18 protein-coding genes and 1 other RNA gene are annotated in these 16,076 nt (G+C 38.2%); 9 read left to right on the forward strand and 10 right to left on the reverse strand.

Annotation, left to right across the window (positions count from 1 at the left end):
• Positions 1-70: 70 nt before the first annotated feature.
• Complete coding sequence (locus ACNR9Q_RS15400) at positions 71-319, reverse strand: M24 family metallopeptidase (RefSeq protein ID WP_419212117.1); 249 nt, start codon at positions 317-319, stop codon at positions 71-73.
• 177 nt (positions 320-496) lie between these two features.
• Here ACNR9Q_RS15400 and gcvT point away from each other — a divergent pair, with 177 nt between their 5' ends.
• The 5 genes from gcvT to ACNR9Q_RS15425 all read left to right on the forward strand — a co-directional run bounded on the left by gcvT (position 497) and on the right by ACNR9Q_RS15425 (position 4,440).
• A complete protein-coding gene (gene gcvT / locus ACNR9Q_RS15405; RefSeq protein WP_419212118.1) occupies positions 497-1,582 on the forward strand; it encodes a glycine cleavage system aminomethyltransferase GcvT in 1,086 nt (361 codons plus the stop codon).
• Positions 1,582-2,496, forward strand: a complete 915-nt coding sequence (locus tag ACNR9Q_RS15410; RefSeq protein WP_419212119.1) for a glutaminase — start codon at positions 1,582-1,584, stop codon at positions 2,494-2,496. Before gcvT ends, ACNR9Q_RS15410 begins: the two co-directional genes overlap by 1 nt.
• 2 nt (positions 2,497-2,498) lie before the next feature.
• Positions 2,499-3,320 (forward strand): sugar nucleotide-binding protein, encoded by an 822-nt coding sequence (locus tag ACNR9Q_RS15415; RefSeq protein ID WP_419212120.1) that lies wholly within the window; start codon positions 2,499-2,501, stop codon positions 3,318-3,320.
• Positions 3,321-3,328: 8 nt separating this feature from the next.
• Positions 3,329-3,625, forward strand: coding sequence for a 4a-hydroxytetrahydrobiopterin dehydratase (locus ACNR9Q_RS15420; RefSeq protein ID WP_419212121.1), 297 nt, complete (start codon positions 3,329-3,331; stop codon positions 3,623-3,625).
• Between the two features lie 104 nt (positions 3,626-3,729).
• A complete protein-coding gene (locus ACNR9Q_RS15425; RefSeq protein ID WP_419212122.1) occupies positions 3,730-4,440 on the forward strand; it encodes a YebC/PmpR family DNA-binding transcriptional regulator in 711 nt (236 codons plus the stop codon).
• 313 nt (positions 4,441-4,753) lie between these two features.
• Here the strand turns inward: ACNR9Q_RS15425 and ACNR9Q_RS15430 are convergent, their stop codons facing one another.
• The 6 genes from ACNR9Q_RS15430 to ACNR9Q_RS15455 all read right to left on the reverse strand — a co-directional run bounded on the left by ACNR9Q_RS15430 (position 4,754) and on the right by ACNR9Q_RS15455 (position 9,978).
• On the reverse strand, positions 4,754-5,290 hold the full coding sequence (locus ACNR9Q_RS15430) for a 1-acyl-sn-glycerol-3-phosphate acyltransferase (RefSeq protein ID WP_419212123.1): 537 nt from the start codon (positions 5,288-5,290) through the stop codon (positions 4,754-4,756).
• Between the two features lie 59 nt (positions 5,291-5,349).
• On the reverse strand, positions 5,350-6,477 hold the full coding sequence (locus ACNR9Q_RS15435; protein WP_419212124.1) for an iron-containing alcohol dehydrogenase family protein: 1,128 nt from the start codon (positions 6,475-6,477) through the stop codon (positions 5,350-5,352).
• 2 nt (positions 6,478-6,479) lie between these two features.
• A complete protein-coding gene (locus ACNR9Q_RS15440; protein WP_419212125.1) occupies positions 6,480-7,181 on the reverse strand; it encodes an HAD family hydrolase in 702 nt (233 codons plus the stop codon).
• Positions 7,172-7,885: a 3-deoxy-manno-octulosonate cytidylyltransferase gene (gene kdsB, locus ACNR9Q_RS15445; protein WP_419214289.1), complete on the reverse strand. Its 714-nt coding sequence runs from the start codon at positions 7,883-7,885 to the stop codon at positions 7,172-7,174. The genes ACNR9Q_RS15440 and kdsB overlap by 10 nt, the downstream gene beginning before the upstream one ends.
• 28 nt (positions 7,886-7,913) lie before the next feature.
• A complete protein-coding gene (locus ACNR9Q_RS15450; protein ID WP_419212126.1) occupies positions 7,914-8,483 on the reverse strand; it encodes a DUF4126 domain-containing protein in 570 nt (189 codons plus the stop codon).
• Positions 8,484-8,544: 61 nt separating this feature from the next.
• Positions 8,545-9,978: an ATP-dependent DNA helicase gene (locus tag ACNR9Q_RS15455; protein WP_419212127.1), complete on the reverse strand. Its 1,434-nt coding sequence runs from the start codon at positions 9,976-9,978 to the stop codon at positions 8,545-8,547.
• Positions 9,979-10,079: 101 nt separating this feature from the next.
• Between ACNR9Q_RS15455 and ACNR9Q_RS15460 the strand changes: the two genes are divergently transcribed.
• The 3 genes from ACNR9Q_RS15460 to ACNR9Q_RS15470 are packed head-to-tail and all read left to right on the forward strand — an operon-like array spanning position 10,080 to position 12,080.
• Complete coding sequence (locus ACNR9Q_RS15460) at positions 10,080-10,730, forward strand: hypothetical protein (RefSeq protein WP_419212128.1); 651 nt, start codon at positions 10,080-10,082, stop codon at positions 10,728-10,730.
• Positions 10,708-11,544: a DUF3822 family protein gene (locus ACNR9Q_RS15465; protein ID WP_419212129.1), complete on the forward strand. Its 837-nt coding sequence runs from the start codon at positions 10,708-10,710 to the stop codon at positions 11,542-11,544. Before ACNR9Q_RS15460 ends, ACNR9Q_RS15465 begins: the two co-directional genes overlap by 23 nt.
• A complete protein-coding gene (locus tag ACNR9Q_RS15470) occupies positions 11,544-12,080 on the forward strand; it encodes an RsmD family RNA methyltransferase (RefSeq protein WP_419212130.1) in 537 nt (178 codons plus the stop codon). The genes ACNR9Q_RS15465 and ACNR9Q_RS15470 overlap by 1 nt, the downstream gene beginning before the upstream one ends.
• Before the next feature lie 23 nt (positions 12,081-12,103).
• Here the strand turns inward: ACNR9Q_RS15470 and rnpB are convergent.
• Positions 12,104-12,421, reverse strand: an RNA gene (rnpB, locus tag ACNR9Q_RS15475) — RNase P RNA component class A.
• Between the two features lie 108 nt (positions 12,422-12,529).
• Here rnpB and ACNR9Q_RS15480 point away from each other — a divergent pair.
• The gene (locus ACNR9Q_RS15480; protein ID WP_419212131.1) at positions 12,530-14,353 is read left to right on the forward strand and encodes a DNA polymerase III subunit gamma/tau; all 1,824 of its coding nucleotides are present in this window, start codon (positions 12,530-12,532) and stop codon (positions 14,351-14,353) included.
• Here ACNR9Q_RS15480 and ACNR9Q_RS15485 read toward each other — a convergent pair.
• Entirely contained in the window at positions 14,348-14,695 is a 348-nt protein-coding gene (locus tag ACNR9Q_RS15485) for a transmembrane 220 family protein (RefSeq protein ID WP_419212132.1), read from the reverse strand. The two genes, ACNR9Q_RS15480 and ACNR9Q_RS15485, sit on opposite strands and share 6 nt — an antisense overlap.
• Positions 14,696-14,701: 6 nt before the next feature.
• A complete protein-coding gene (locus ACNR9Q_RS15490) occupies positions 14,702-16,075 on the reverse strand; it encodes an alkaline phosphatase family protein (protein ID WP_419212133.1) in 1,374 nt (457 codons plus the stop codon).
• Position 16,076 lies beyond the last annotated feature (1 nt).

Here is a 16,076-nt window from a genome sequence, read left to right on the forward strand (position 1 = left end):
CGATCCGTACGGCGATGCCCCACCATTTTTCGTCACAGTCACTACCCTCGGGGAATACAAATGCCCGGCTCTACCGTAATGCCGTATTGGCCATCAAAGGTCCGTAGGTCCTTTTATAGTGAACGTCCAGTCCTAAATGATGGGAAGTTCCGTGTGAAAAATAGGTCAGAGACTCCCTAACCTCCGAAATGATTACAAGTTTTAAAAGTCCGTCAGCCACCACGGTTTTAGCGGCCTCACCGGGAGCACGAAATGAAGACCCAACCATACTGGCCTTTATACCTGCCTCTTGTGCATTTATATTAATTGTACATGCCAATAACAACTCGCAAAAGCAGTAAACTTTTAGACATGGTCCTATTTTATGAGTTCAAAACACTGTTTTTATTTCAACTCTCTTTTCTTCTTTGATATAATTTTTAAAGAAAACATTAGAACTTGAATCCACGGCATCCTTAAATAAATCTATAAATTTGTCCTTTCAAAAAAACAACACATGAAAAATACGGCACTTACTAAAATACACGAGTCACTTGGGGCCAAGATGGTACCGTTCGCAGGATACAACATGCCTGTTTCCTATGAGGGAGTTAACGCTGAACATGAAACGGTTCGCAATGGTGTGGGTGTTTTTGATGTTTCACATATGGGTGAATTTTTGATTTCTGGACCTACCGCTCTTGACCTGATCCAAAAAGTCACATCCAACGATGCTTCTAAATTGAATCCAGGAAAAGCACAATATAGTTGTATGCCAAATGAAACCGGAGGCGTAGTGGATGATTTAATTGTTTATAAAATCAAGGAAGAGCAATACCTTTTGGTCGTTAATGCATCGAATATCGATAAGGATTGGAATCATATTTCAAAGTACAACGAAGTATTCAAGGCTGATATACGCAATATTTCTGAAGGCTATTCCTTGTTGGCCATACAAGGTCCAAAAGCCGTTGAAGCTATGCAGAGTCTAACATCAATCGATTTGTCGGCCATTAAATTCTACCATTTTGAAGTGGCAGATTTTGCAGGCATCGATCACGTTATCATTTCGGCAACGGGTTACACCGGTTCAGGTGGATTTGAAATCTACTGCAAAAATGAGGAAGTGGAACAAATTTGGAACAAAGTGTTTGAAGCTGGGTCCGAATTTGGAATAAAACCGATTGGCCTTGCTGCTAGGGACACCCTTCGTTTAGAAATGGGATACTGCCTTTATGGGAACGATATTGATGAAAAAACTTCCCCCATTGAAGCCGGTTTGGGATGGATCACTAAATTCAATAAGGATTTTGTGAATTCTGAAGCGCTTGAAAAAGAAAAACAACACGGTCCGGAGAGACAATTGATTGCCTTTAAGCTGGATGAACGCGGAATTCCAAGACATGGGTACGACATTGTCGATGGTCAAGGTAAAACTATAGGTGTAGTTACTTCGGGTACCATGTCCCCCTCTTTGGGAACAGGAATCGGTTTGGGATATGTTCCCGTTATTTTTTCGGATATAGGAAGTAAAATCCATATTCAAATTCGAAAGAACGCTATTCCGGCCACTGTTGTCAAATTACCTTTTTATAAAGCGTAATGATAGACTTTCAATCTATTTTGAATGCTATTGCCAAAACTGCTGCCAATGCTGATGACAGAGGACTCATCGCGGGCTATATTCCCGAATTAGCAACCATAGATACCTATAAATTTGGCATTCATTTGATAGATATTGAGCAAAGAAATTTTTCAGCTGGCGATTCAGATGAACGTTTTTCCATTCAAAGTATCTCCAAAGTCCTTAGTCTTTCCATGGTTCTAGGACTTATTGGGGAATCACTTTGGGAACGCGTTAACGTAGAACCGTCTGGAGATCCGTTCAACCACCTTTCACTTTTGGAAATGGAAAACGGTGTACCCAGAAATCCGCTGATTAATCCGGGAGCCATTGTTGTGGCAGATATTTTAGTATCACTATTGGACAATCCGAAAGAAGATTTCCTTGCTTTCGTGCGGAAATTGGCGAACGATCGAACTATAAATTTTGATAAAAAGGTTGCCGCCTCTGAAAAAGTTACCGGATTTCGGAATTACGCGGCAGCAAACCTCTTAAAGTCCTATGGAAATTTGGTAAACGATGTAGATACCGTTTTGGATTTTTATTTTCATCAGTGTTCATTATCCATGAACTGCAATCAATTGGCGAACACTTTTTTCATGTTTATCAATCAAGGTAAGTGTAGAAAAAATAATATCTTTCTAACTACCGGACAAGTAAAAAGAATCAACGCATTGATGTTGACCTGTGGCTTTTATGATGAAGCAGGTGAATTCGCCTTTGAAGTAGGATTGCCCGGCAAAAGTGGTGTAGGTGGTGGTATCGTGGCTTTACTGCCCAATAGATTTTGCGTGGCAACGTGGTCGCCCGGGCTCAATGATAAAGGCAACTCAAAACTAGGAATGCTAGCCTTAGAAAAATTAACAACAGAAACAGAACTCTCTATCTTTTGAGATTGGATAACAAAAAAATATTGATCCTTGGCGGTAGTGGGTTCATAGGTAATGCGATTTACAAAGAGCTTTGCAATTATTTTGATACCTACGGCACATACTGCTATACCGCGAATTCATTTGACTCCAATAAGCAATTTATCCATTACAATTTGGAAGAAGATGATATTGTTGAAATTCTTGAACTGGTAAAACCCAACATTATAATTTCTGCCTTACGCGGAAATTTTGCCGCTCAGGTCATCGCCCATGAACATATCATGGAATATGTGACAAAACAGAATTGCAGGATATATTTTATCTCATCGGCCAATGTATTCGATGCATACAGTAAGTACCCGTCTTATGAACTGGACAAAACACTTTCTGAAAGTATTTATGGCCGTTTAAAAATCCGTATAGAAAACATGCTCCTAAGGATACCGAAAGAAAAAATGGCTATCTTAAGAATCCCAATGGTATTTGGAAATGGTTCGCCTAGAATTCGGGATATGAAAAAAGCAATAATCGATAACGAACCTGTAGAGGTGTTTCCCAATTTAATTTTAAATGTTACCAGTGATGATAGAGTAACCCAGCAAATTCATTATCTTATCAATAGGAATAAAACCGGAATTTATCATTTGGGTAGTACTGATTTAACTCACCATGAAGACTTTGTAAAAGAAATTTTGGAACGAGTGGGTAATTTTAATCCGATTTTAAAAAGGGTGTATACTACCAATGAGGATAGATATTTGGCGGTACTCCCAAAAACAAATAAATTACCTAAGAACTTACAATTTACATATCAGGATATTATTGATCATCATGTCCTTAATTAGCAAATACTATGAAAGAAATAGAAAAATTTACCGATCAACAAATAACAGATTATTTAAGTCAATTAGACGGATGGGAATATATTGATGGAGCCATCGAAACAACATTCGAGTTTAAGGATTTTAAAGAGGCTTTTTCTGTCATGACCCGAATTGCTTTCGAATGCGAAGCTCAAGGACATCACCCAGATTGGAGTAACGTTTATAAAACCGTAAATATTAGATTAAGTACGCACGATGCAAATGGAGTTACCGAAAAGGATTTTGTACTTGCACGAAGTATAGAAGAAATCATAGAAAGTGAATAACTAATTTCACCAAACCATCAAATTGAAAAGTGTTCCAAAAATTGAATTTTAGGATTTTTGAACATTGACCATTTTTGTACATTTGTTTATTAAAATAATATAGCATGGGAAGAGCTTTTGAATTTAGAAAAGCACGTAAAATGAAAAGATGGTCAGCGATGTCCAAAGCCTTTACACGTATAGGTAAAGACATTGTAATGGCCGTTAAGGAAGGTGGACCAGATCCAGACGCCAATTCTCGACTTAGAGCGGTCATACAGAATGCCAAGTCCGTCAATATGCCTAAGGACAATGTTGAACGTGCTATAAAAAGAGCAAGTGATAAAAGTTTAGGTGACTATAAAGAAGTGTTGTTTGAAGGTTATGCCCCACATGGAATAGCCATATTGGTAGAAACTGCTACGGATAACAATACAAGGACGGTAGCGAATGTGAGAAGCTATTTCAATAAATGCAACGGAAGTCTGGGCACTTCTGGATCCGTAGAGTTTATGTTCGACCACACCTGTAATTTCAGGATACCAGCAGAAGGTTTAGATCCGGAAGAGTTGGAACTGGAATTGATCGATTTTGGTGCCGAAGAAGTTTTTGTGGATGAAGACGGAATTTTAATTTACGGCCCTTTTGAAAGTTTTGGGGCTCTACAAAAAGAATTGGAAAACCGAGAGATAGAAATATTGTCCTCGGGCTTTGAAAGGATTCCACAGGTAACGAAGTCACTTTCGGAAGAAGAAGCCGCCGATGTTGAGAAACTCCTTGAAAAACTGGAAGAGGACGACGACGTACAGAACGTATACCATACTATGGAAGAGTGATGACTATATTATTTTTTGGCATAAAAAAATTTGACATAAAAAAGGGGATCGGTCGGTCCCCTTTTTTATTTAGGGATTTTATTTCTATTGTCTTTCATAGATGATTTTCTATTAAACATAAAAAGGTCCGCCTCCCACAGCGGACCTCAACCAATAACAAACAACCTAAAACCTATTTTTATTCTGACATATTTACGGAAGATGAACAGGAAGGTTTTATTTAAAATGTTAAAATAAACAGCAGTTCATCAAATCATTATAATCGCAATTCTTTGAAAAGTCTTGGTAGTTTTGAGAGGGCTATATTTAAAATCTATATCGATTCGACCTTTCCTTCTACTCCATCAAAAAATGAACGATACAGCTTAAAATCAGCCTCCTGATTTTCTGTAGGCATCAAAGGTTTAGCTATTTTTATCTCCTTTTTACCATAATCAAAGGCTACCAATACTATAGGAACATCGGCAGTTTTTGCAATGAAGTAGAAGCCCGTTTTCCATTTTTCCACTTTCCTTCTTGTGCCTTCTGGAGATAATGCTAACCTGAGTTTATCTCGCTCTTTAAACAGCTTCGCGATCACTTTTACGGTATCGCTTTTTTTAGAACGATCTATGGGCGCACCTCCCATCCATCGAAAAAACCATCCGAAGGGAGAATCAAATAAACTTTTCTTACCGATATAATTAATTTCCTCGTTCCAAACTTCCCGAATCAAAAGGCCTAAAAGAAAATCCCACCAGCTGGTATGTGGCACCACTATGAACACACATTTTTTTAGATGGCTTGGGAAATTTCCATTGATAGACCATCCCAATAACTTAAAATAGATAAATTTAGCGAACTGCTGCATCGATTTCTTCTCTTAACCGCGTAGGTTCTCGACGGAGCCGTACAGACAAAGATTAGGGTTTATATTTTTTTGTAAATTGATCTTAACTTTTCTGAGGAAATTTTAGATTTCCAATTTTTGCCTAATGCATTTTCCCACAAAGGTTCCATGCCTAGTGCTACAGAAATCATAGTATCCATTTCGGCATCGGTCAAATTTTCGCAGATTCCTGAAGGTAATTCAATCTGATGTTTTTGCACCATCTCTTCAAACAAACGGACCCCTTCTGGGTAAAAATCTTTTAAATACTTAAATACCAAACAGTTACCTATGCCGTGTTTTACGCCAAGGACATAACCAAGACCATAACTCATGGCATGGGCTACGCCTACTTGTGAATAGGCAATGCTCATACCGCCATGCCAAGATGCCATCATCAATTTCTCTCTGCTATCATCTGCTGTGATATTTCCAAGAAATACCTCTTTACACAAGTCCAACGATTTCTCGCCATAACTTTGACTGAAAGCGTTCAGATAGGTTCCAGTAAGGGATTCTATACAATGTATATAACAGTCCATACCCGTATAAAACCATTGTTCTTTTGGTACTCCTTTGGTCAATTCAGGATCTAATACCACTTGATCAAAAGTGGTGTAATCAGAATTAATCCCCAATTTCTTTTCCGGGCCCAATAAAACGGTAGTTCTGGAAACTTCTGCACCCGTGCCGCTAATTGTTGGTATCCCGACATGATAAATAGCCTTTTTATGCACTAAATCCCAACCTTGATAGGATGAGGCATCGCCCTTATTGGTCAGCATAATAGCGACCGCTTTTGCTAAATCCAACAAGGTACCTCCGCCAATCCCTATGACCCCAGAAGGCATTTCGACAAATTGATCTTTAATCATTTTCACCAATGCATCGACTTGAATTGTTTTAGGCTCCTCCTCTGCAGATATTAAAATAATCTGATCTGAAAATATGGTGGGTATTCTTCGTAGAAGCTCCGTGCCTTCAAAAACATCATCTACCAAAAAAATCATGGGTGCTTCCGAATGCTTTCGTTTCGGCATTAAAATATCGCCCAATTGTTCAAAACTTCCTTTTCCATAGACCACTCTGGGAACCATGGGGAAATTTCGATAGTGTTCCGAAGCTTTCGTAGGTATATTCTTCAATGTTATTTCTTTATTTACTTCCATTTTCAATTTACATAATGTAAGATATCTCCCAATTTTTTGATGGTCAAATATCCTTTATGTTCAACAGGCTCGGTCACCTCTTCATGTTGCCAAGTAGTATGAAAGGGTACGTGTACCGCCCTTGCCCCTATATTCAGCAATGGCAAAACATCAGATTTCAACGAATTTCCGATCATAAGAAACTTACTGGGATTTATCTGTAAATGCTCTAATAAATCTGAATAGTTTTTTTCCTTTTTATCGCTCAATACTTCCACGTGGTGAAAATAGTTTGAAAGTCCGGATCGTTCAAGTTTACGTTCTTGATCTAACAGATCGCCCTTTGTCAAAACGATCAGTCGGTATTTTGGCTGTAATTTTTTCAAAAGTTCCTCTACGCCTTCCAATAGCTCGACAGGATGTGAGATCATGTGTTTACCGATCTCCAGAATTTTTCCAAGCGTTTCTTGGGAAACGGAATTATTCGAAAGATCTAAAGCACATTCTATCATCGACAAGGTGAATCCTTTGATACCATAGCCGTATAAATCCAAATTTCTAATCTCCGCTTTAAAGAGCTCTTGATCTATCTTGTTCTTGGTTTCATATTTTTCTAATAATTGGGCAAACTGTTCTTCGGCATCCCTAAAATAAGTTTCATTTACCCATAAGGTATCATCGGCATCAAATCCAATGACTTCTATCCCCTCAAAATTTACTTCCATGCCCGTTGTGCTTTCTTTAAATCATCTGGGGTATCTATCTCTATGCCTTGAACATTCGTTTCAACCATTTTGATTTTCTTACCATATTCTAAATATCTGATGGCTTCTATTTTCTCGGTAGCTTCCAATTGCAACATCGGCAGACGTTGAAAATCCATCAGCGCACTTTTTCTAAAGGCATAAATGCCTTTGTGCTTATAGTAGTTCGTCCTTGCATCTTTAGCTCTTGGATATGGGATTGGAGATCTCGAAAAATATAATGCGAAATTTCGATTATCAACGATAACCTTGACCGTATTCGGATTATTGATTTCGTCTTCAGCTGTAATCTTAACCATTAATGAGGCCAAATCAATTTCCTTATGGGCATCATCTTCAAAAACCTTCAATACACCTTCTAGACTTTCTCGATCCGTAAACGGCTCATCTCCTTGGACATTTACAATGATATCTACATCCATTTGCGTAACCGCTTCCGCTATTCGATCACTACCACATTCATGTTCTTTTTCGCTCATGATTGCCAACCCTCCTTCCCCTACAATGGTTTTATAGATGACATCACTATCAGTGACCACATAAACTTCATCAAATAAATTAGTATTTACCGCCGCTTGATATGTTCTTACAATCACCGGTTTACCGACTAAATCTTGCATCAATTTTGCAGGAAATCGTGAGGCCGCATAACGAGCGGGAATCATTGCTATTTTCTTCACTTAAAATTTTATTTTATGTTTTGGCCTTGGGCCTTAAACTTCTGTATATCCTAAAAATAACGACCAATATAATAATGACCAATATTGCCGCAAGAATGGGTGCAAATATAGATACAATTGTCACTACTGTTGCAGTACCCGTTTCTACCGTAGCCAATAATGGATTTGCCAGTCCTCCTGTAGTTGCTGTAGACGCTAATCTACCCGTAGCTCCTGCACCTTTGATGGCGGTTGCAGTACCTCCTCCAGCAATAATGGCCAATGACCAGGTTACTACCGGGTCTAAATTCGCCACGGTAGAGACCATAACTGCCGTGCCGGCTATGGCCGCGAGCGGTACCGCGATGGTATCGAGTAAATTATCGAGCCACGGAATAAAATAGGCACATACTTCCATCAATGTGGCAATCCCTAAAGTTAAAACAGCCACCAGACTGCCAATCCATTGCCAATTTTCATTTAAATCCCAAAGACCGAAATAAGAGGCCAAACTTAGCGCAAATAAGGGTAAAAAGACCCTAAAACCAACTGAGGCAGCAAGGCCTATTCCTAAAAATATACTTAAAATCGTATCAGTCGTCATGCTAAAATTTACAGTTATGGATCATCTGAATTTCATCCATAATCACTAAAATAATCTTTTATTAATCAACAAAAAAATCATCCTTAAAACCTATTAAGTACAATATATTCTTTGCTCTAGTGACAGCGGTGTACAACCAGCGAAGATATTCCTTATCCATTCCGTTAGGCAGGTAGGGTTGTTCAACAAATACCGTATTCCACTGACCACCTTGAGATTTATGACAGGTAATCGCATATGAAAATTTGACCTGTAATCCATTGAAGTATTTATTATTCTTTACGCCCAAAAACTTTTTGTACTTGGAGCTTTCTTGGGCAAAATCCTTCATTACTTCTTGATACAATCGGTTTCCATCCTCATAGGAAAGGGAAGGTGATTCTGCCTTAATAGTATCTAAAAGTAATACCGTTTCAAAAGGAGGCATATTAGGATAATCGACCATTTTCACTTTAACTTCTGCAAATTTAAAGGTGTAGATTTCCTTGATATCAAAGATTTCCAATATTTCAATAATATCACCATTGGCGATGAAGCCTGCCTCTGAATTGGGTTTTAACCAATAATAATTATTCTTGACGACCATCATAAAATCGCCTACGGCCAAATCGTTCTCCAAAAATAAAATGCGCTCCCTAATATTTTGATTATAAAGATTGGCCCTTTTGTTAGACCTCACTATAAACGCCGTTTCCTCCTTACCGTTTTCAGAATACGAAGTATCTATTGCTTCCTGTATTTCATTTCCATCGATTAATCTTACGATGTCGGTAAAGGGATTCACATCAAACTTAAAATCATCAAAATAGTCACCTTGTAGTTGTTCCCTTAACAAAGTAGCGTTCGCCAAAATTCCTGAATCACCTGCTTGACGCACCACTTCATCCAATTCTAGACGAATAACTTCCTTATTATAGTTCAAGGAAATCTTATCGCCGTCTAATGCCGGACTCAATACTAAATGTACAGGGGGTAGCTGAGCGGTATCTCCTATGAGTAACAACTTACACTTATGACCCGAGTAAACGAACATCATTAAATCATCTAACAAAGACCCATTCTCAAAGAGCTTCGAATCTGCTGCTGTATCGGGTATCATGGAGGCCTCATCCACAATGAACAACGTGTCCCTATGCTTATTTGGAGCCAAGACAAACGAGACACCTCCACCGCTTTGTTTTTTAGGGAAATAAATTTTTCGGTGAATGGTATACGCCTGGGTTTGCGAATAATTGGACATGACTTTGGCAGCTCTACCAGTGGGCGCCATAAGCACAGCTTTCTTCTGTACCTTCCACAAACTGTTCACCAAAGTACCTATCAGCGTCGTTTTTCCTGTACCGGCATATCCTTTCAGTAAAAAAACTTCTTCTTTTAAATCAGACAAGGTAAACTCGGCCAATTTTTGTAATGCCACTGATTGTGTGGCAGTTGGTGTATGTGGGAACTTAGTTTCTAGTAAACTATAGAAAGATGCGGGAGTTATTGGTTTCATGAGCCCCCAAAGATAAAGATGATTTTTAGGCCAAAAACTTTTACGATTAAAAAAAAATTGTAGATTTGTGAAGACCACTAAATTAAAATAACACATACAAAATGAAGACCATTATACAGATTGTACTTTGGGTTGGGTGTATCGCTTTAGGATACCTAATTTATAATTCCATTACAGGACCGATTAAATTTAATGAAGTTAAACACGAGCGTTTTGCACAAGTAGTTGCCAAATTAAAAGATATTAGAAATTCACAGGAGGCTTACAAGACTGTAAATGGTAAATATGCCAAGGACTTTAATAGTCTAATCACTTTCATCGATACGGGTAAATATGTTATCACACAACAAAGGGATTCTTCTTTTATGGAATTCGATAAAACCTACCAAATCGACATGTTGAAAGAAGTAAAAATCATTGATACCTTAGGATTTGTATCCGTTAAAGATTCGCTTTTCAAAAAAGATACACGATATAAGAATTTAATGGATGTGCCCACTGCACCGAACGGAGAGAAATTTGAAATGAAAGCCGCCTTTGTTGAAAAGAGTGGTTACCGAGCTCCCGTATTTGAAGCCAAAGTAAATAAAGACGTTATACTTTATGACCAACCTAAGGATCTTTTAGCACGTGAAAATGCTGCATTAAGTGTTGAAGAGGTAAACGGACCTTCCATTAAAGTAGGTTCATTAGATGAAGTAAGTACAAGTGGTAACTGGCCACCTATTTATGACAAGAGACAAGATCAATAAAAGCTCAGATATAGCGGATAAGAATTTTAAGAAATTGTCCATTCAGGTTAGCTTGAATGGACTTTCTTTTTGTGTGGCAGATACTGTTTCACAAAAATTGCTGTTTTCCGATAAACTTGACTTTTCGCAAGAACAGAACCCTATGGTAGTGAAAGAGGAATTGGAAAAACTCTTTCAAAAACACCAACTCGATAACCAACATTTCGATGAAGTAACGGTCGTACATCGAAATACGCTTTTTGGACTTGTTCCCAAATCCCTGTTCAATTCAAATAAGCTATTGGAGTATCTTAAATTCAACACTAAAGTTCTAGCCACCGATGTTTTGTCCTACGATGAAGTGGAGAATCATGATTTGGTGAATGTTTATGTGCCTTATATGAACATCAACAATTACATCTACGAACTTTTCGGGGAATTCACCTATATGCATAATGGCACCGTACTATTACAAGCATTGATGAACAATCAAAGTCAAGAGCAAGAAACCGTCTGTTACGTTCATGTAAATAAAAAGCAGATGGATATCACTGTTCTTAACCACCGTAAGCTTTTACTCTATAACAGCTTTGTTTACGAAACCAAAGAGGACTTCGCCTATTACTTATTATTCGTTTTGGAACAGCTTGATTTGGATTCAAAAATTACACGTGTAAAACTATTCGGTGCCATTGAAGAGGATGACGACCTCTTTCAACTTTGTTATTCCTATATTGAAAACATAACCGTATTCGCCCCTTCATCACCACAATTGATAAAATTGGGGGAACCATCGTCTAATTCTATAGACTTCACTCTTATCAACACCTTATAATGCGCATAATTTCTGGAAAACATAAAGGTAGAAACTTAATCGCGCCTAAAAAATTACCCGTTAGGCCCACAAAGGATATGGCAAAAGAGAGCTTGTTCAACATCCTGAACAATAGCTTTTATTTTCCAGATTTAAAAGTCCTTGACCTTTTTGCAGGCACGGGTAATATTAGTTACGAATTCTCTTCTCGAGGCGTAGATGATATCCTTGCTGTTGATGCTCATGCTGGCTGCATACAGTTTATCGAAAAGACTGTCGACCTATTAGATATGAATATTCGTACCTTGAAGAGTGATGTTTTTACGTTTTTAGAACGAAATACAGAACCATTCGATATCATTTTCGCCGATCCCTTTTACGATATGGATTTGGCCGATTTCGAAAAATTACCCCAATTGATTTTTGAGAACAAACTTCTTTTGGAAGATGGTGTTTTAATTATTGAACATTCCAATAAAACCGGTCTAGAACACCTTCCTTATTATGACAATTCCCGTAAATATGGAGGTAGCGTATTTAGCTTTTTTAAAAATTAGGCTAAATAAAATCTCGTTTTTATTTAAAAAGCAGGCCATAAGCCGGATTCTGTTACCGCCTAAACGGGCCTTATCATTTATCTAGGCTAAGGGTTGCCCCAAAGCTCTAACCGCCTACCCTTCGGCTTGGGCGTGCAACCCTCAAACACCGATTTACATGACGTTTCACCGTATAGAGTTTACCTGGTTTCACTACAGCCGAACTGTACTTGCTTTCTGTTGCACTTGTCCTCACTTCTCAGCGGACGGGCGTTACCCGCTATACTGCACTATGGTGTCCGGACTTTCCTCGTCTCCCATCCAAAACTTGAATTAAGATCCGCGATAAGGTGGCCTGCTTGGCGCAAATGTACTGTAATTGTTGATAACTAAAGATGATCTCCATTCTTAATTCAACTTAGAATTAACAGCTATATTTATATTTGTATTAGGTAAAACGTAGTATTATTTTGGAACCCTTCATTGTATCGGCACGTAAATATAGACCCCAGACCTTTAAAGATGTCGTGGGGCAACAGGCCATTACCAATACCTTACAAAATGCTATTGACCAAAATCATTTAGCCCAGGCTCTATTATTCTGCGGACCAAGAGGTGTAGGAAAAACAACCTGCGCCCGTATTTTGGCCAAACAGATAAATTCAGATGGTAATGAAAGAGAGGACGAAGATTTTGCCTTCAACATTTTTGAATTGGATGCGGCATCGAACAACTCGGTAGACGATATCCGAAATTTAATCGATCAAGTACGTATACCTCCCCAAGTAGGAAAATACAAAGTGTATATCATTGATGAGGTGCATATGTTATCTCAATCTGCCTTTAATGCTTTTTTAAAGACCTTAGAGGAACCGCCAAAGCATGCCATATTCATTCTAGCCACTACGGAGAAGCACAAGATTATACCTACCATACTATCAAGATGTCAAATATTTGATTTCAAAAGGATTACCGTAAAGGACGCAGCAGAATACTTGAAGTATATCGCAGAAAATCAAGGCATCAATGCCGAAGAAGATGCCCTGCATATCATCGCCCAAAAAGCGGATGGTGCAATGCGAGATGCCTTATCTATTTTCGACAGGGTAGTCAGTTTTTCAGGATCGGAACTAACACGAAAGGCGGTAACCGAAAATTTGAACGTTTTGGATTACGATACATATTTTGAGGCGACAAATTTAGTTTTAGAACATAAGATTCCAAACCTCTTACTACTTTTCAATAAAACCTTATCCTTAGGGTTTGACGGACACCATTTTATATCTGGTCTTGCGTCACATTTTAGGGATTTGATGGTATGTCAACATCCAGATACAATTACGTTGCTAGAAGTAGGCGAAACAGCGCAACAATTATACAGAGACCAAAGCAAAAAAACTTCAACATCCTTTTTATTAAAGGGCTTGGATATTGCAAATGATTGCGACCTCAAATATAAAACCAGTAAGAATCAGCGACTGTTAGTAGAACTTACACTAATGAAACTTGCCTCCATCAATTTTGATGGAGAAAAAAAAAATCCTGAATCCATAGCACTTCACAATAAAACAATCGATTTTATTGCGCCGGCAGCATTTTATAAGAACCTACCAAAGTCCCCTAAAAAAGAACAGGAAAGTACCCCTATACAAAAAGGTACTGATTCTGTTAAAGAAAGTGCAAATCCAATTCATAAATCCGAAAACACTCAAGAGGTTTCATCCATTGAATCTACATCCGAGCCGAGCCCTACTATCCTAGAGGAATTAAAAAAATCGGAAACACCTAAGATTGAGCAGGATTCAAAAAAAATCAATATCAATATTCCCACTAAACGTGTTTCAGGGTTATCGATTTCTAGCTTAAAAGCAAAAAAAGAACACGAGCTGAATAAAATCGAGGTGGTTATCGATGAAGATAATTTACCTAAAAGTGAATTCACCCAAGACGAATTACGCAAGCACTGGTCTGCATTTGTTGATCGGATAGACGATAATGGTCAGAAAATACTTGCATCAAACCTAAATACCGACCTCCCAAAATTAAAAGAAGATTTCACCATTCATATAGAGCTACCCAACGGCACTATGAAAAAGGAAATTGAGAGGGAACAGTATGAGCTCATAGAATATTTACGTTCAAAATTGAACAATCATTTCATTCAACTTGAAATTACCGTTAACGAAGAAAGTGCCAAAAAATTCGCCTTTACACCAGAAGAGAAATATCAAAAGCTAAGGGATAAAAATCCGGTAATCGATTTGTTAAGACAGGAATTCGATCTAGATTTATAAGGTTCGTTTTAAACGGAAACCAAAAATGAACATTATTATGGAAACAATCAAAAGACCAAAGGCCTCTCTTCCTAGTTCAACCGTTTTAATATCCCCATCATTAAGGTCAAAGCCTTGAAAATCGGAAGGATATAGATATAAAAATCCAATTAAGGAAATTATACCTATTACCAATGGAAGCGTAGCGCCTATTTTGTTCAGGGCAAATCCGAGTGAGATTAGTGCTGCCAGGGTGTAAATACCTATCCACAGAAGCGCATCTGGATCATTATACTGAACTGCAGCCCCAGCCGTAAACAATAGGAAAAATAGATAGCCCAGAACTTTAAACAATCGCTTCATAAGCATTTAGTTTAGTAAATGATTCTCAATAATTTTCCGAACTTCAATCGCTTCTATAGTATCTTTTCCAATAACCTCTTTATGGTTTGTTATCAAGATGGGATAATCGTCTTTATCTTCTGTAAGACGACCGTGAGAGCCCTTTATTAGATTGGCATCCAACGGAATAATATCCATTACCGTTCTAAACCCGAGTTTCTTCCGTATTAATTTACCTACCACTTTGGCCATGACAAGTTTATCCTTAGGATCGGTCATCATTTCAACAGGATCGTAGCCCGGTTTTTTATGAATATCCACCATTCTAGCGTAATCCGGTGCTTTTGCATCGTCTAACCAAAAATAATATGTAAACCAAGAATCTTTATCGGCCACGACAACTATATCGCCACAGCGCTCATGTTCCAAATTATACTCTTTTAATTGAGCTCCATAAAATACTTTCTCCACGCCCTGAACGGATTCAAGTAGACCAGCAACCTTTTCTATCTCGCTGGTATTTTTACAATACACATGTGCGATTTGATGGTCGGCAACCGCAAAGGCTTTACTCGCACCCGCATCTAAAAGTTCTAACCCACGCTCCTCACGTATAGCTAGATAGCCTTCTTTTCTCAACAATCTGTTGAGATGTATGGGCCTGTTTACATTTGTAATTCCATATTCCGAAAGTAAAATTACGCGGGCATCCAACGCCTCATAATATGTTACTAAATCACTAACCACGGCATCAATTTCCAACAAATCCTTAGAGATGATATCGAAATAAAGCCCGTACCGTTGTAAATTATAATCGAGGTGTGGTAAATAAATTAGGGTGAGATCAGGGTCGTGCTTTTTATCGGTCAATAGGGCAGCATCCGCTATCCATTTAGAGGAATTAATTGTTGTTTTAGGGCCCCAAAATTCAAATAAGGGAAAAGTACCCAATGCGCCTTGCATTGAATCACGTAGTTCTGCAGGTTGCGAATAGATGTCTGGTATTTTTCGTCCATCGGCCAAATAATTGGGTCTTGGAGTTATACTGTAATCAACATTGGAATACATGTTGTACCACCAAAAGTGATTGGCACAAGTAAAATCAGGATATTTCTGCTTTAAGTCATCCCACAATTTTGATTGTTGTACCAATTTGTTGGATTGCTTCCAGAATTTCACTTCACATTCTTCTTTAAAATACCAACCATTGCCTACAATACCATGCTCTGACGGCCATTTCCCGGTAAGATATGTGGATTGCACTGCGCAGGTCACCGCCGGCAAAACTGGTTTTATAAAAGATGCCATGCCTTTCTCCAAAAATGATTTTATAAAAGGGGTATGTTCCCCAATCAATCTTTTTGTTAGTCCCACCACATTTATGACAACCGTCTTCTTCATG

The sequence above is a fragment of the Maribacter sp. X9 genome (genome assembly GCF_048537565.1).
Lineage (GTDB): Bacteria > Bacteroidota > Bacteroidia > Flavobacteriales > Flavobacteriaceae > Maribacter.

Coding starts and splice junctions, on each gene's coding strand:
- ACNR9Q_RS15450 (WP_419212126.1), bottom strand. CDS start 8,483: ATGACGACTGATACGATTTTAAGTATATTTTTAGGAATAGGCCTTGCT.
- ACNR9Q_RS15455 (WP_419212127.1), bottom strand. CDS start 9,978: ATGAAACCAATAACTCCCGCATCTTTCTATAGTTTACTAGAAACTAAG.
- kdsB (WP_419214289.1), bottom strand. CDS start 7,885: ATGATTCCCGCTCGTTATGCGGCCTCACGATTTCCTGCAAAATTGATG.
- ACNR9Q_RS15425 (WP_419212122.1), top strand. CDS start 3,730: ATGGGAAGAGCTTTTGAATTTAGAAAAGCACGTAAAATGAAAAGATGG.
- ACNR9Q_RS15485 (WP_419212132.1), bottom strand. CDS start 14,695: ATGAAGCGATTGTTTAAAGTTCTGGGCTATCTATTTTTCCTATTGTTT.
- ACNR9Q_RS15470 (WP_419212130.1), top strand. CDS start 11,544: ATGCGCATAATTTCTGGAAAACATAAAGGTAGAAACTTAATCGCGCCT.
- ACNR9Q_RS15410 (WP_419212119.1), top strand. CDS start 1,582: ATGATAGACTTTCAATCTATTTTGAATGCTATTGCCAAAACTGCTGCC.
- ACNR9Q_RS15490 (WP_419212133.1), bottom strand. CDS start 16,075: ATGAAGAAGACGGTTGTCATAAATGTGGTGGGACTAACAAAAAGATTG.
- ACNR9Q_RS15465 (WP_419212129.1), top strand. CDS start 10,708: ATGACAAGAGACAAGATCAATAAAAGCTCAGATATAGCGGATAAGAAT.
- gcvT (WP_419212118.1), top strand. CDS start 497: ATGAAAAATACGGCACTTACTAAAATACACGAGTCACTTGGGGCCAAG.
- ACNR9Q_RS15430 (WP_419212123.1), bottom strand. CDS start 5,290: ATGCAGCAGTTCGCTAAATTTATCTATTTTAAGTTATTGGGATGGTCT.
- ACNR9Q_RS15420 (WP_419212121.1), top strand. CDS start 3,329: ATGAAAGAAATAGAAAAATTTACCGATCAACAAATAACAGATTATTTA.
- ACNR9Q_RS15460 (WP_419212128.1), top strand. CDS start 10,080: ATGAAGACCATTATACAGATTGTACTTTGGGTTGGGTGTATCGCTTTA.
- ACNR9Q_RS15435 (WP_419212124.1), bottom strand. CDS start 6,477: ATGGAAGTAAATAAAGAAATAACATTGAAGAATATACCTACGAAAGCT.
- ACNR9Q_RS15440 (WP_419212125.1), bottom strand. CDS start 7,181: ATGGAAGTAAATTTTGAGGGGATAGAAGTCATTGGATTTGATGCCGAT.